13 protein-coding genes and 1 pseudogene are annotated in these 15934 nt (G+C 46.3%); 2 read left to right on the top strand and 12 right to left on the bottom strand.

Annotated features, from left to right (window positions below):
• The gene (locus ACAN56_RS33815) at nt 1–969 is read right to left on the bottom strand and encodes an ABC transporter permease (RefSeq protein WP_038591767.1); all 969 of its coding nucleotides are present in this window, start codon (nt 967–969) and stop codon (nt 1–3) included.
• 14 nt (nt 970–983) lie between these two features.
• Nucleotides 984–2636, bottom strand: coding sequence for an ABC transporter substrate-binding protein (locus ACAN56_RS33810; RefSeq protein ID WP_052092072.1), 1653 nt, complete (start codon nt 2634–2636; stop codon nt 984–986).
• 506 nt (nt 2637–3142) lie between these two features.
• Here ACAN56_RS33810 and ACAN56_RS33805 point away from each other — a divergent pair.
• On the top strand, nt 3143–4030 hold the full coding sequence (locus ACAN56_RS33805; RefSeq protein ID WP_038591764.1) for an alkaline phosphatase family protein: 888 nt from the start codon (nt 3143–3145) through the stop codon (nt 4028–4030).
• A gap of 24 nt (nt 4031–4054) precedes the next feature.
• Here the strand turns inward: ACAN56_RS33805 and ACAN56_RS33800 are convergent, their stop codons facing one another.
• From ACAN56_RS33800 to ACAN56_RS33765, 8 genes are all read right to left on the bottom strand, one after another.
• Nucleotides 4055–4873, bottom strand: coding sequence for an undecaprenyl-diphosphate phosphatase (locus ACAN56_RS33800; RefSeq protein ID WP_379148278.1), 819 nt, complete (start codon nt 4871–4873; stop codon nt 4055–4057).
• A 123-nt stretch (nt 4874–4996) separates the two neighbouring features.
• A complete protein-coding gene (locus ACAN56_RS33795; protein ID WP_038591758.1) occupies nt 4997–5935 on the bottom strand; it encodes a hypothetical protein in 939 nt (312 codons plus the stop codon).
• Between the two features lie 119 nt (nt 5936–6054).
• Entirely contained in the window at nt 6055–6834 is a 780-nt protein-coding gene (locus ACAN56_RS33790; RefSeq protein ID WP_038591755.1) for a COG4705 family protein, read from the bottom strand.
• A gap of 63 nt (nt 6835–6897) precedes the next feature.
• Nucleotides 6898–7647 (bottom strand): ABC transporter permease, encoded by a 750-nt coding sequence (locus tag ACAN56_RS33785; RefSeq protein ID WP_038591752.1) that lies wholly within the window; start codon nt 7645–7647, stop codon nt 6898–6900.
• The gene (locus ACAN56_RS33780) at nt 7622–8377 is read right to left on the bottom strand and encodes an ABC transporter ATP-binding protein (protein WP_038591749.1); all 756 of its coding nucleotides are present in this window, start codon (nt 8375–8377) and stop codon (nt 7622–7624) included. The genes ACAN56_RS33785 and ACAN56_RS33780 overlap by 26 nt, the downstream gene beginning before the upstream one ends.
• Before the next feature lie 189 nt (nt 8378–8566).
• The gene (locus ACAN56_RS33775) at nt 8567–9256 is read right to left on the bottom strand and encodes a response regulator transcription factor (RefSeq protein ID WP_038591746.1); all 690 of its coding nucleotides are present in this window, start codon (nt 9254–9256) and stop codon (nt 8567–8569) included.
• Complete coding sequence (locus ACAN56_RS33770; RefSeq protein ID WP_038591743.1) at nt 9253–10719, bottom strand: sensor histidine kinase; 1467 nt, start codon at nt 10717–10719, stop codon at nt 9253–9255. Before ACAN56_RS33770 ends, ACAN56_RS33775 begins: the two co-directional genes overlap by 4 nt.
• 106 nt (nt 10720–10825) lie before the next feature.
• Nucleotides 10826–11440: a DedA family protein gene (locus ACAN56_RS33765; RefSeq protein ID WP_038591740.1), complete on the bottom strand. Its 615-nt coding sequence runs from the start codon at nt 11438–11440 to the stop codon at nt 10826–10828.
• Nucleotides 11441–11720: 280 nt separating this feature from the next.
• Here ACAN56_RS33765 and ACAN56_RS33760 point away from each other — a divergent pair, with 280 nt between their 5' ends.
• A complete protein-coding gene (locus ACAN56_RS33760) occupies nt 11721–13163 on the top strand; it encodes a hypothetical protein (protein ID WP_038591737.1) in 1443 nt (480 codons plus the stop codon).
• 36 nt (nt 13164–13199) lie between these two features.
• Here the strand turns inward: ACAN56_RS33760 and ACAN56_RS33755 are convergent.
• Nucleotides 13200–13271 (bottom strand): annotated as a pseudogene (locus tag ACAN56_RS33755) (DNA-binding response regulator); the annotation flags it as partial.
• 160 nt (nt 13272–13431) lie between these two features.
• On the bottom strand, nt 13432–15813 hold the full coding sequence (locus tag ACAN56_RS33750; RefSeq protein ID WP_379148272.1) for a polyprenyl synthetase family protein: 2382 nt from the start codon (nt 15811–15813) through the stop codon (nt 13432–13434).
• Between the last annotated feature and the right edge of the window lie 121 nt (nt 15814–15934).

The raw sequence follows: 15934 nt of genomic DNA, 5'->3' as shown, positions 1-15934 counted from the left end.
TCAGGCCTCCCCCTTCATGCGCGGATCTACAACCTTATTCAAAATGTCGGCGATCAGATTCCCTGCAAAAACAAACAAGGAGCTAATCAGAATAATGCCCACCATTAACGGGAGGTCCCCCTTTAAACCTGCAGTGGTCAAGGTGCTGCCCAGCCCGGGATAAGCAAATACCTGCTCGGCCAGCATAGAGCCCCCAAAAAGTTCGCCAAAGTAGGCAAATTGCAGGGAAATCGCGGGAATGATCGAATTTCGAACACCATGATTTTTAAATATCTGCCACTTGCTTTCCCCTCTTGCTCTGGCAAAAATGACATACTCTGTGTTTAGAATATCAATCATTTTCTCGCGGGTGTGCATCGCAACATTGGCGACTCCCAGAATGCTCAATGTCAGAGCAGGCAGCACAAAGTGATGAATCCGGTCGATGAACCGCACATCACTTTCCATCACCCCGGCCGGCATGGCCAAACCCACAGGAAACCATTTAAGCCAGACAGCAAATACGATTAATAGAATGAGGCCCATCCAGAAGATTGGAGTGGATACCAGCGTATAGCTGTACCATTTAATGAGCTTGTCCATCCATTTGCCCCGGTTCATTGCGGCAGTCATTCCTAGTACATATCCGATGACTCCCGATAAAATCCATGCTGTCCCCATTAAAGCAAGTGATGTTAAAAACCGGCTTTGGATAATGTCGATGACCGGGCTGCGATACAGCTTTGAAATCCCAAAGTTGCCTTGCAGCAATGCTTTTGCCCAAGCAAGGTATTGTTCCACCGGGCTTTTGTCTACACCCCAATATTGTTTGATTTTTTCAATTTGCTCTGGCGACGCTGAGCTGTCCCCACCGATATAGGCATTGACCGGGTCCATTGGAGACAGATGAATAAGTGAAAAGGTCAGAATGGATAATCCGATCAGCAGGGTTACAACGCGAATCAGGCGAATAACGATGCTTTTGGCCACAATATTTCCCCTTCCTACTTACCCCATGTCCATTCGGTTACATTGCCGAATAATGCCCACTCATGACCGTGCGAGTGAATCGGCTGTTTACCAAGATCCAGCTTCTCATTGGCCAAATACAAGTGGTCAACGCGCACCAGCCAAACGATCGGAGCATCTCCGATGCCACTGAAGCCCGTTTCTCCATCCCATTGGGCAAGCTTCCAGTATTTATTGGCCTCTTCGAGTGAGGAAGACGTGAGCGCCTGATGCAGGTACTCATCCACCTTGGGATTGTGGTAATTAGACATATTGCCAATGCCCTTGTCGATTTGGTCTGAGGCATTCATCGTATACAGCTGGTAAGGGTGATGCCTACCTCCTCCCCATGCCACTGCTGCTGTCTTGCCTTTAAGATAAATCTCATCCCATGTAACCCCGATGAGGTTGATCTTGATGCCGAAAGCACTCGCTTGATCTGCAGCAGCTAGGGACAGGTCACTGCGAAGCTGGTCACTGGAGCTGAAATACATGTCAAACTCAGCCTTGCGGCCGTCTTTTTCCACAATGCCGTCCTTGTTCGTATCTACCCAGCCGCTATCGGCGAGGATTTTGGTTGCCGCTTCAATGTTCCCGTCCTCGATCACGGTTTTTTCGTTAAACCATGGCAAACCATCGGCGAGGGAATATGCTTTTTTACCATGTCCATCAAGTGCCACATCCAGTAGCTTCTGGCGGTCCAGACCAACATTAAGTGCCTGACGGATAGCGAGATCTGAGGTCACATCATTACCTGTTTCCACTTCCTTGCCATTGGTCAAGCCTTTACCGCCGCTAGGGACTGCAGGCAGCATGATCCCGCGGGAATCAATACTCTCATAGCTGCGTAGGGTCATTCCCTCTACCTTTTGCTCTGCGAAAGTCGGCGGAACGTAGACAATGTCGGCTTCTCCAGCTTTTGCGGCGGCAAGGGCGGCATCTTCTTCGAGAAGCAGGAAGGTCAATTTTTTGAACTGCGGCTCTTTGCCGTACCAGTACGTATTGTATTCCATGATAACTTGCTGTCCTTCATTGTATTGAACCACCTTATAAGGGCCGGAACCGACCGGGTTCTCGGAATAATGTTCATCATAGTGGGCCTTAGGCACAATTCCGATCTCTGTAAGCTGGCTTACAAAGGTAGAGCGCGGTTCATTAAGCGTAATAGCGATCGTGTTGTTCTCTAATACATCAATCGACTTAACGAAAGATAAATCGAATTTAATGCCGTCTTCCTTGAGCATTTCGTATGTATACTTGACATCTTCCGGAGTAACCTGCTCCCCGTTGGAGAATTTGGCTTCCTCGCGAAGCGGGAAGGTCCATGTTAGTGCATCCTCACTGATCGTATAGGATTTTGCAAGATCCCCAATAAAGTTGAGATCAGAGTCGATAGCCAGCAGTGAGCTATGGGTCAGACGGATTTGGGTCATTCCCCAGCCTTTTTTAGGATCAAACTGTCCGCCATCCATGATACCAACGGCCAGTACTAAATCGTCTTTCACTTTGCTGGTGTTTTGTGCGCCGGGTGAAGGGTCAGATTGCTTGGAACCCGTTGAACAGCCGGCCAGCAATAAGAGCACTGACAACACCAAGGCTGCATAAGAAAAAGCTCGCTTGTTTGTGAGTTTCTTTTGATTTTCTTTCATTTGATACCTCCATAGAATGATAATTCGCAATGATAAGATTTCTGGCAGAACCCCTATGCCGAAAGTTTTATATACTCCTTTCCAAGCGGTTAGAATTGGATTGCAGTTTTAATAGTAATTATTACTATTAACATTGAGTTTAATTGTAATTATTACTATTAAGTATGTCAATCTTTACTTTTTTTTCATAATGAACGGATAAACAAATGACCTTTCTTGAGAATGAAAAAACCGGCACCCCTTATGGGTGCCGGTAATGCCTTGTTTCTATTTGCCCTTATGCAAACCGCCTAGCTAAACCGCTGACCGGACAGTTCCTACGGCAATGTACTTCGAATAAAGCGCTCAATGTTATCTCTCCCGTTCTCTGAACACTAGTCTGGATATATCTTGAACCGTCCAGACAGATTGAATTGTACAACGGCTCTCATTCTTTAGAGAATTTTAATAAATAGAGTGTAGAATAAGAAATGCTCTAGATTTTACATACGAAAGAGGTAAGGATAATGTTCAAATCCAAACTAATGATAGCTTCTATAGCTTTAATAACAATAGGGGTCAATTCTCCGGCCCACCCCGTTTCAGACAGTGCGGCTATGCTGGCTTCCACTTCTCTGACGGCGAATAAGTCCAATGCTGTTAAGCCAACTATTGAGCATATCGTCATTGTAGTCGAAGAAAACCATTCCTCACACAAGATTCTAAACAATCCATCTGCACCGTATATGAACAGCCTGGCCAAACAAGGTTTGAGCCTTACCAACCATTATGCCATAGAACACCCAAGCCAGCCGAACTATTTAGATCTCTTCTCCGGCTCTAATCAAGGGGTTACGGATGACCTTTCCCACGCTCCAATTCACCGCGCTAATCTGGCTTCCGAGCTCATTCGTCATGGACTTACATTTGGAGGCTACTCCGAAGGCTTGCCTAAAGTTGGCTATACGGGTCCTTATGATCTGAAGACGAAATATGCACGAAAACATAACCCCTGGGTGAATTTCTCCAATTTGCCTGCCAGCCTCAACATGCCGTTATCCAATTTTCCCAAGGATTTCAATCAGTTGCCGACCGTTTCTTTTGTCATTCCGAGCCTGAATAATGATATGCATGACGGCAGCGTCAAAACAGCGGACCAGTGGCTTAAGAATCATCTGTCCTCCTATGCTGCCTGGGCCATTAAACATAACAGTCTGCTCATTGTAACCTGGGATGAGGATGATATGAGCGAACATAATAAAATACCGACATTCATCGTCGGCGCTAATGTTAAGAAAGGTGCACTAGCGGTAAAAACAAATCATTATTCATTGTTGCGGACCCTTGAAGATATCTACGGGCTGAGCACCCTCGGTAAAAGCCGGGATGCCAAGCCTATCGACATTTGGAGATAGAACCTTTGTAAACCCAGTGAGATATCAGCGAACCAGCAGATAAATCAAAAATACGGCAGCCAGTACAAACCGGTAATAAGCAAAGGGTGCAAGCTTCAACCGCTGCAGCAGCTTCAGGAATGTAATTACGGCCAGCAGTGCAACGACAAAGGCTACAAGAAAGCCGGTGATGAAAAATCCGGCATCGGCCGCTGTTAAGGTTTGATAGCTCTTAAGAAGTTCATAACCACTCGCTGCCACCATCATCGGAATAGCAATAAGGAAGGAGAAATCAGTTGCGGCTTTGTAGCCTGCCCCCCCAAGCAAGCCCCCTGCGATTGTTGCTCCGGAACGGGAAAAGCCCGGCCACAAGGCCAAACACTGGAACAAACCTATCTTAATGGCTTGCTTGTAGGTTAGCTGGTCAATATTCTCCGCTAGTACCGCAATTTGTCTCTTCTGGCCGTACAGCATAAACAATCCTCCAAACACAAGTCCAGCAAGCACGGTATAGGGAGAGAACAGATAGGTTTTGATGAAGGAATGAAGAACGAGTCCAAGCACCATCGCGGGCAGACAAGCCAGGATGATATGGATAAGATTCAATTTCCGCCCTCCATTTGTGTTCATGCTCCCGGATTCAGCTTTTACCAGACCTAGCAGACCAAGAATCCTCCGCCAGTAAATGACTGCAACGGCTAGAATGGCTCCCAGTTGAATAATGATTTCAAAGGTGTCAGCTTTATCTCCGGTGAATCCCAGAAGGGAACCGCTAAGTATTAAATGGCCTGTGGAGGATACCGGCAGAAATTCAGTTACTCCTTCGACAATGCCTTGAATCACAGCAATTATATAATCGTACATGTATAGTTCGCTCCTCTCTGCTGCAATTATTAATATAGGTGGCTATAAGAAGAGCGGATAAGAACGTCATGTCCTTAATCCGCCCGTATTCCAATCCAATGGGATAGTCATTCTCCGCCGGGGTTATTCGTGATGCCCGTCTTCATGATCATCCTTTACTTGCACTACATGCTTACCGGTCAAGTCAATGGTATCCGGAGTTGTTCCATTCATGCCGGACAGTTGGACATCCAGGTTGGCAGTCAGGGTATGGGATACTCCCTTCGCGTCCAGTCCGGTAAATGTGATCTCAAATTGCTGGCGCTGAATTTCATTGGATGGATTAATCACTGCATTCAGGCTGATGCTTTGAATTTGCACACCATCTGTCAGAGCAATCTCCTTAATGTTAAACAGACTTTGTTGAAACAGTTCTTCGGGATCACTTTGAATATCAACCGAATCATTGTCTGGACGGTCCCCTCGTTCTGAAGGATCCGACAGTTGTTTAAAGGCGATAGGTGCCAGGGCCTGCAAGGCAGCCGGAATTTGCGCGCTTTCCAGTTGAAGTGAAATATTCTTGGACCCGTCACTGCCGGTAGTAGAAGTAATTTCATTCTTTAAGTTCCCGATTAGCGCATCAATAACCGTCTCTCCCTGATTGCTGAACCAAACATCGTCATTTGTTTTCTTACCCGCTGTCTGATCATCCTTATCGGCTTGGTCTTGCTTCACATAGTAAGTATCGGAAGCATCACTTTTCCAGACTTGGCCATCCGGCTGACTGTAAAGGCTGATGTTCTGCGAACCAGCGCTGCCGTCGATTTTGACGGTTCCGCTCACCACTTCATTCTGCAGGCTGGCCTTCAAATTGCTCTGCACCTGGCTAAGCAGGCTGCCATTGTCCTTAAGGCGAGCTTCCGCCTGGACAGTAACACTCTCCAGATTCTGCGCCGTATTCTTCAGCGCAGCCTTGTAATCATCATAACCAGAGGTTCCCGCAAACACCGTAAATCCGGTAGCCAGCATTATAGCACCGCTAATTCCTAGCGTGCTTCCAGTTAACAACCACTTCTTCTTCATTCTTCTATCTTCCTCTCAATGCTAAATTCACTTGCTGCTTCAGCCTAAGCCATATTCCTAAATTCACCGTGAATAGACTATTAAATAAATCTTAAGTATTGGATCAGGGACAAGCGAACTTAAGCCGCAATCTGATCCTTCTTGGACTTGGTTAAATACAGGATCAATCCGAAAATAATCACAATAAAAATTAAGCTGGTACCGGTCGTACCTAATTCAAGTCCACCTTCACTGCGGGGTTGCGATAAATAATCTCCGAGCGAGGCTCCCAAAGGACGGGTTAATATATAAGCGATCCAGAATGCAGCCACAGCATTCAGCTTCAAACGGAAGTGCGCGAAGGTAACAGCACCAATGATTATTGCGAAGATTACCGCTGAGACCCCATATCCCAAGTTCATACTCTCTGCGACAAGATCACCAGCAGCCGTACCCAAGGCGAAGGTAAAAAGAATCGCCAGCCAGTAGAAGGCTTCCCGCTTAGCAGTGGTAATGGAATGGATCGACAAGGTTTTCTCACTGGCGTACCAAGCTACAAAAGTTATCAATAAAGCTATAGAGAAACAAAGCGTAGCTGATTCCAGCGGAACTCCAAGATTGTCTACAAGATTATCGGTGATCAGTGTGCCAACCACACTTATCAGCACAACGGTGATCCAATACAATGACGGTACGTATTTTTTGGCGTCCATCTGGAAGTATAGGGAGATTAGGAGCAAACCACTGATCGCAAGCGTTGTGATGGTCAGGCCCCAATTCAGATTGAAATTAAGAAAGTCTGCTGCGGTCTCACCTACAGTGGTGGCCATAATTTTAATAATCCAGAAGAAAATCGTAACTTGTGGAACCTTATTCCATAGCTGGCGTTCTTCCTGCCCGGGCGGATGAATTGTATTCATAGGTGGATTCCCCTCTCATTTATGCATTAATTGACAAGTTCATAACCTGAGGCAATTTAACCGCTAGACCTCCTTACGTTCAAAGAAGATATAGCCTAACATTAGAAACATAACCAAACTGGACAAGAGGAATAAAGAAGATGTAACGAGCCTGCCGCTGGCGATGCTGTGGCTTAACCATAACGAATACCAATCTGTATAGGCAGTAATGGAGAAAGAAGAAAATCCGTTTATAAGGTAAGGAACTGCCTTAGCTCCGGTATAGAATAGTATGGAAAATATCAGAAACCCGGAGGCGCTGCGGAAAAATTGAGCGATGAATACGAATAGGGCGGCCATAGACCACATGGACAGGAAGGCTGCGGCGTAGGCTTTCCCTACACCGAAGAGATTAATGCTTCCCGCCCCTGGTGTCCCGAAGAATAGATTGCACAGCGTGCTCACGATACCCAGAAGCATGAGCAACACGCCGATGGCCACTCCGAGAGCCAGAAATTTTGCCGTGTAAGCCCCCAATCTTGTGATCGGCCTCAGCAGCGCCAGCTTCAGGGTGCGCGATGATATTTCCTGCGGAAAACAATCGGCAATCTCTAGAAACATAAACAAGGGAATCAAGAATACAGTATAGATTTCCAGCATTTGAACCGGATAAGAAGGGCTGATGGCAGCAAGTCCTAGAATGGGTTGAAGCGTATGGAGTAATATAATCAGCAGAACAGGAAGCAACGCGGAAACCAAAAAGAAGAAAATTGTTTTTTTGCGGTAGATCATGAGCTGTATTTCATTTTTAAGCCCTGCTGTTAAGCCGTCCAAGCTCCATCATCTCCTTCCCTTTTTGTAATTCGGCAATATAATACTCCTCCAGGGATATATTGTCCGTCAGCAGCTCCTGCACATTACCTTCGCGAACCAAAACGCCTTGATGCAAAATACCCACTCTATTGCATAGCTGCTCCAGTTCATGAATCATGTGGCTGGAAATCAGGAAGGTAATTCCTTCTTCAACGGATAATTGCTTAACGAGCGCACGAAAATGAACAACGCCTTCAATATCCAGCCCGTTTGTCGGTTCATCCCAGATCACGAGCTCCGGATAATGCAGAATAGAAGAAGCCATTGCGAGCTTTTGCTTCATGCCGGTAGAGAAGTTTCTTATTTTCTCTTTGGCAAAAGCGGCAAGACCCACCGCTTCAAGAACTTCATCAATCCGCCGGGACCTGAGTTCCGGATAGAAGTTGGTGTTTAGCTTTAAGTATTGTGCTGCTGTGATATAATCATAAAAATCGGCGGATTCGATCATACAGCCCACACTCCGCATACCTGCTGATAAGGATTCCTCCAGATCTTGCCCAAACAATGAAATGTTTCCGACGCTCGGAGAAATCAAGCCGGTCAGCATTTTCAAAAGTGTGGTTTTGCCGGCACCGTTGGGTCCAAGCAAACCGTAGATATCTCCCTGCTGCAGCGCCATATCCATGCCGCTAATGCCTCTACCGTTACGGAATTTTTTGCTGACTCCTGTTAGCTTGGCTATATATTCCATGACCTCTCCCCCTTGGTGTGGATACTTCAGTTTTATTCCCGGAAGCTTCCCGTGCTATTAGATTAACGGGTAAATCTAAAGTGCCTGTGAACAGACCCTTAAATAATTCTTAACTCCCGTTAAGCAACAAAAAAAGCCAAAGCAGCATCCCATGGATTTGCATTGGCTTGTATGTGTACATAGAGGCACTCAGGAACGGAAACGATAGCCGGAACCCCAAAGCGTCTCAATGTAGAGCGGATTGGCCGAATTCTCTTCGATTTTTTCGCGCAGCTTGCGGATATGCACAGTCACTGTCTGTGTATCTCCCAGGGAGTCTACGCCCCACAAGCGCTCAAAGAGCTGATCTTTGCTGAATACATGATTGGGATGGAGCGCCAGAAAATATAGCAAATCAAATTCCTTGGTCGTCAGCGTAATCTCCTCATCCCTGACATAAGCGCTGCGGGCATCCGGATTCAGACGAAGCCCTCTGATCTCCAATTCGCTTGTAGAGGAGCCGCGCCCTTTCAAACGGTCATACCGGGATAAATGGGCCTTTACTCTGGCAACCAGTTCTCCGGGTTTAAAGGGTTTGGTCATATAATCATCTGCACCGAGGCCTAATCCGCGAACAATGTCAATATCCTCGCGTCTGGCGGTAACCATAAGAATCGGAATGTCCAGTTCATCGCGGATTTTTTTGCACACCTCAAAGCCATTCAGCTTGGGCAGCATAACATCCAGTATAATTAATTCGAATTTGCCGCTAAGACCAAGCTCAAGACCTTGTTCTCCATTAACAGCGATTTCGGTTTCAAAACCGTTCATCTCCAGGTAATCCCGCTGAAGCTCGGCAATCGAAGACTCATCTTCTACAATCAGTATCGTTCGTTTCATTCTCCAGCACCTCCTTGTTCAATCGGTAAAACAATGTGTATCACGGTCCCCTCGCCTAGCTCACTATCCGCATAAATGGTCCCTCCATGCTCCACAATAATCTGTTTGGCAATGGCAAGACCCAGGCCGCTTCCGCCCGTTTTTGTATTCCTGGACTGCTCTGCCCGGTAAAACCGTTCAAAGATGTGCCCAGCCGCCTCCGCCGGAATCCCCGATCCGTTATCGCCAATGGCCAGAGTAAACTGCTGCGCTTCTATCGAGGTTTGGATGGTGATTCTCTTTTCCGGCTTATCCATGTACTTCAGACTGTTTTGAATGATATTGCCAAACACACGTTTGAAGGAATCACGGTCTACAGCTACCCTTGCCTCTTCCCCGCCGTTTATCGCTATGCGCAGATCTACCTCCTGCTTCTCCAGCTCCACCTTGAGCTCCTCCGCCCAATCATTTAGAAAAGGCACAATACGTACCGACTCAAACGCAAAAGGCAGCTTCTGCATATCCAGCTTCGAGTACAAAAATAATTCATCAATCAGATGATCCATTTCACCGGCTTTGGCAGCAATGGTTCGCATATATTTCTCGTTTTTTTCGGGTGAATCTGCCACGCCCTCCAATATTCCATCCACATAGCCTTTTATAGCAGTAATTGGCGTTTTTAAATCATGTGATATGTTCGTGATCAGCTCTTTACGGTTCGTTTCATATTGCTGCTGAATCTGTATAGACTGCTGAAGTCGGGACCTCATTTCCTCAAAGGCCAACCCAAGCTGCCCCAATTCATCCTTGCCGTCAATCTGGACCTGAAAATCCAAATCCCCCTCCGACACCATTCGGGCTGCTTTGCGCAGTTCGAGCAAGGGGCGGATAATCCTTCTCGACATATAGGTTGTCAGCAGGGTATGTGTCAGCAGAAGTACGACTATCGTCGACAGAAACAGAATAGGGAAGAATGTCCGCACAAAATGAACCAAAGGATCAATTTTACTCACCAGGAAAATGCTTACCGGCTCTGCATGGCTGGACAATAAATCGAACTGGGCAACCTTATACCAGTCATTGTCATATTTCGTTCTGAAAGGCTCGCTATGGGATCCCGCTTGTTTGAACGGCGGCAATTCATCGGTTAACCCCTGTTTAAGCTGGAGATCCTCTGAGGCATAGTGTGACTTATTCCCTGAGCGGATATAGATTGACGTGTTTTTTTTGAGCATATCAGCAGATAATTCGTCCAGAAAGGCTGTATCTGTAAGTAAATCTGTATTTTGCATGAAGGTATGTTTAATCAGGTTACGAGTATCGCTCTCTTCCATTCCTTCAAATTTGCTCTCATATGCGCTTTTCAGACTTTGCACATCTCCGTGATAGACAACCGTCAGCAGCAGAGCAGTAAGAACAAGCAGAAGCAGCGGTACCACCAGCATGGCCGCATAGGACAGCAGAAATTTCAAACGTATGGACATATCCGGTCAATCACCCGCCTCTTATTAGTTCCATGATTTCCTTATCATACGATAATTCAAGAAGAATCCAAAAGCACAAGGTGGATTTATTAAGACGTAAAACTGTTTAAACTGCCCGTTCTTTCTTTCTACGAAGTAACCACCATGCCAACAGAAGCACTACGGCTCCGGCAACCGCATAACTGACTGGGCGCAAATACTGTTCCACGACGCTCCAGTTCCCGCCTAAACGGTATCCCAAATAGACAAGAGCCACATTCCAAGGGATACAACCCAGCAAGGTAAATCCTATAAATCTCCAAGTTTTCATTCCGGCAATTCCTGCCGGCAAAGAGATAAAGGTCCGTATAAAGGGTAGCATCCGCGTAAAAAATACGGTGCCCTCTCCAAATTTATTGAACCAGCGTTCCGCCTGCTCAAGATGATGCGCATTCAGCAGGATATACTTACCGTATTTATCGAGCAAGCGTCTTCCTCCGGCACGGCCGACATAAAAGGCAATGATCGAGCCGATGAGATTCCCAATACAACCTGCCACGACCACTTCCAAAAATGAAAGTGATCCCTGGGCAACCAGAAAGCCGCCGCTGAGCATAATTACCTCACTGGGGATAGGGATGCAGGCGCTCTCCAGGATCATTCCGATCCATATCCCCCAGATCCCCAGTGAATGTACAAGATGAAGCGCCGTTTCAGTTATCCATGTCAATAGTTGATGCATACACTTCACTCCGTTTCATTAGTTCATATCGTGCGCTGCAGGATGAAACTATAGAGATTAGAGCAGCAGTAAGGGGGGAATTATACAAAGTAAGCACAGCCTTACATCCTCCTGTTATCCATTTATGGTTCGTCTAGTCTGAGTGTAATGGCTAAGTATAAACTGGCCGTGAAGCAATTCTTAACGAACTATTAATTTAGCAGGATTATTGGATGTCTTTACCTTCCTTTAAGAATAGGAGGTTATAATAGAACTCAAAACCCAGGGGGAGGCAGTCAACATGAAGCTTAAAATAGTCAAATCGATATACGGAATAGTGATTATCGGGATTGTTCTGTTAATGTTTCCCAAGTTTTCCTACAATGATCCCGATACCTTCTGGCATATTGAGGTTGGCCGTTATATGATCAATCACGGAGAAGTCCTGCATCATGCCATTCATACGTTTTACGGTGACAAGCTGCCATATGTCCCGCATGAAGTTGGATTTCAAATCCTCGTTGCACCGCTCTATCAGGCATTCGGCTGGCCGGGAGTGTACGTTTTGACTGCGGCTTGTTTGTTCTTTTTAGTGCTTGGACTGTTACGTCTAGGTAAAATATCGCGCAAAGAGCTGGGACTTCAGGAGGAGCATGTTCTTCTGCTCCCTTTTGTACTGCTGATTTCATGCTGGGTTTATTACAACTACTTCAAAGGCCGTCCGCAGATGATTTCGTCGTTCATGATTGTCTGGTTCTTCGTTTATCTGAGGGAGTATCAACTGTCAGCTAAAACTAAATATGCCGTTGCTATGATCGCCCTTTCTTTGGCCATCGCCAATTTCCATGCAGGTGTGTGGCTAGTCATTGCCGTATTTACCGGTATGGCACTGCTAGAATCCTTACTGAATCGAACGCTGAATTTACATAAAACCATTGTCTTTGTCCTGGTCTGGCTGATTGGCATTGCAAATCCTGGAGGACTGAAGAGTCTTCTGTATATCCTGACGGTGACGCAAAAAAACTTCAATCTGCTTATCAATGAATGGAAGCCGATTCATTACAACAGTCTGGAGAATCTGCCCCTTATGATATTGCTGCTGTTTTTTGCCTGTACCCTTCCTTTTGCACTACAGGGAAAACCTTTTCGTTATTTTTTCATGCTCGGTATATTGTATCTGGGTGTGTCCAACTTTAAGCAGAACTTGTTTATGTGGCTTTTCATCCCTTATTTTGGAGCTGTATTTTTTGAAGCTATTCCTCTGGCGTTCTTACGCAAACCAGGTATTCTAATCCGGCAAAGCACACTAAGGCTGTTGCTTGCAGCAGGGTTACTTCTAAATATTGCGTATATATTCATGGTTCCGCCTGTCATTAATGCGTACAATTATCCGGTGGATGAAATGAACTACATTCTGCAGCGTACCCCTGAAGGAACCCGGCCCAAAGTCCTTGACCGTTATGGTTCATCCGGTTATGTGATGTTCCGCGGCGGTGATGTGCTGTGTGACGGCAGGCAGGATCCATTTATTACGAAAGCCTCCCTTGGCGCGCTGGGATGGACTGCTTTTGAACGCTCCATGTACGGATTTTCGGAATATCTTCCCGACATTATTGAGTATGACCATCCGGATTATGTAATTGTCGCCAATGGCATTTCCCAGAAGCTGTTCGATGAATGGGTACGGAAATTCGGACAACCCGTGTATAAGGGGACGTATGGCAGCGTGTTTTCATTTCTGTAATCGCACTGCCCTTATTTTCGGAGTACATATCCTAGTCGACCTCATTCTTGCCAGCAATTCCTCGAGTGCAAATGGCTTTGGAAGATAGTCATCCGCTCCGCTGTCCAAACAGTTTATTCCTACATCTTTGCCCCTTACTGTATTGTCAGTTTACGCGCTGTTTATTAAAAATTTATTAACTATCTCTCTTGGTGACAGCAGCAAGAAGAAACGGCAAACCTCCAAGTGCAGAGGCTTGCCGTTTACTGTATGATTTCATGTGTGCAGTTCAGCGGTTCCTGTTAACCATATAATTCAATAAATGCTTCAGAAAAGCAATATTCCGGGGCAGCTCGCTCAATGCTTCCGAGGCCAGACAGTAATGTTCCCACAGCTCTTTCCGGGCGTTCTCCAGCCCAAGAATGGATACGAAAGTCGAAGTGTTATTTCCGGCATCCTGGCCAACGGGTTTGCCGAGCAATAGCCGGTCACCCTCCTGGTCGAGTAAATCATCTTTAATCTGGAAGGCGATCCCCGCATGATAAGCGAATTTCTTCAGCGCAGTAATTTCCGCCTCCTTCACCTGAGCCAGCATAGCTGGCATGACCAGCGCCGCCTCGAAGGCAATCCCGGTCTTGTAAAAGCAAATCTCATTCAGTTGCTCCAGAGTTAAATCTTCGCCTTTGGAATGCAGATCCATCGCCTGCCCCATGCACATATCCCCAGTCTTTTGTGCTGAATACTGCATCAGGGCAAGCACGGTTTTCGGATCGAAATGACGGAGAGATGCTTGTTCCTCTGTAGCCTTCTGGATCAGGAACAGGCCGGTTAATTCGGCAGTCGCAGCATCATGCACCTGATGCAGGGTTTCACGCCCTCTGCGGGTTGACGCATTATCCTGGGATGGCAGATCATCGAAGATCAAGGAAGCGGTATGCATATATTCCAAGGATCTGAGCAGCGGCACAATATCCGCTGGCTCCAGTCCATATTCTCTTACGCCCATAACCCACGTTAAGACTGGACGTATTCGTTTCCCATCTCCTTCGAGACTGTAATTAGCAGCATCTATAAGCAGTTCCTTCATCGGTGGCATTCCCTCAGGCTTAGGGATTAGGAGCTGGCTATTGATCATTCCGCGTACCGTTTTGATCGTATCGTGAAACTCTTCCTTTTCCTTCCGGTTGTTACGAAGTGTATTAAGCAGCTGGTCCCGAAGCAATTTGTCGAAGAAATCGACATCCTCTGCTTTGTGAACCATCCGGTCTACCAGGCGTTTGAATTCCGGGCTGCCAGACGCAAATATCTCCATGATTTCGTTGTATTTATCCCTGCCTAAACGTTCTCTAGAACGTTTCAAACCGTTAATGACCCGGTCCAGAATCACCTCGCAAGTTTTATGATCAGAATGAAACACATTATGGAGCAGATGGGAAATGACAGTCCAGTACATTTCAAAGGGATTGATCAAATCGTTGCGCTGGTGGCGGTATTTTAAATAATAGGTATACGGGGTAACCGCGCCTTCCAGCATATCGTCGGACATATCGGCAAAATCATCCGCCAGCTGATTGTATAAGCCATAATAGAAAGTTCGATGATCAAAACCGTCATCTAGCGGCGCACTGATTACAGAGCGGACAATCAAGCGGGAGGAAGATGATTTTAGGATCACAGGAATATAGAGCTCCTCATTGGTATAACCATCATGGGACAGATTCTTTGCCCGGTCTATTTCCTGAGAGTGAAAAAACACATAGGAACGCTCAAAAAACGATTTCTGCGTCTCCATCCGCTGATGGTTCTTAATGTACTCAAAGGCTTCCCGCAGCTCCGAATGCACGTACTCCATCAGCGGAATCTTTTCACCGTCCCACTCACCCAGCTCCGGGACAATTCCACTGAGAAGCGCTTGACGGATCAACCGGGAATACTGTTCTTTCTCAGGAACGGTTAGGACCACAGAATCTAAAAGATCGTCAATGAAAGGATAGGTAAGGCCATAGGAGTAGCCAAGCCGGATGGCTTCATCAAGTCTTAAGGCACGTTCTGCAGAGGCAAGGTTACCTTCCATCTCTTCCATCACATGCATGACAACCCCGATAATAATCTTAATCAGCTTACGCTGGGCTTGCTCGGGATTCATTTCCTCCGGCAGATTGGCGGAGACGGTTTTGAGTTTAGTAATCACCCAGATCGTGGCTGTTTCTACCCCTTCTTTCTGGGCCCAGCGGTACAGCTTTGCCAAATTCAGCATGTCCGGCTGTGCTTCCCCGCCTGCTGCGGCTGAGGGTATCAACTGATCTTTGATATCAGCAACCATCCGCTGAATCCTGGTTTGGGTGTCCGGAGAATCCAGCGCTTTGCCCAGATCCCTCATGTAGATATAGGAAATGCTCCGGTCGAGATAATCATTTAATTTTCCTGTGTAGTTCAGCCATTGAATATAACGGTGGTAATCCGCAGATCCGGGGTTCCTTTGGTTTCGCGAAAAAAAGGACAGCCATGAATGATGATGAATATGGCTCTTCTTCCACAAATGAAAGTCTGCAGTTAAGGCAGGCACATAACTCCTATTCTTGACCTGGGTAAAAAGTGATGCAAAATATTGAGCAGCTTTCTGCTCAGCCAGCTTATACGCTGTATCGGCATGCAGTGTAAATTCATTCATAAGATGGATTACCTCAACTTCTTTTAGTTTGGACCTTTAACATTCAATCCCTGCAGCTTCGTCGGATCATATTTATATCATATACGCGAAAGAACTCTTTGGGTTACGAGTAACGAGTTAT

This window comes from Paenibacillus paludis, assembly GCF_042610515.1.
GTDB lineage: Bacteria > Bacillota > Bacilli > Paenibacillales > Paenibacillaceae > Paenibacillus_AQ.
The sequence above is the reverse complement of the archived record's forward strand: the minus strand, read 5'-3'. Positions and strand labels throughout refer to the sequence as shown.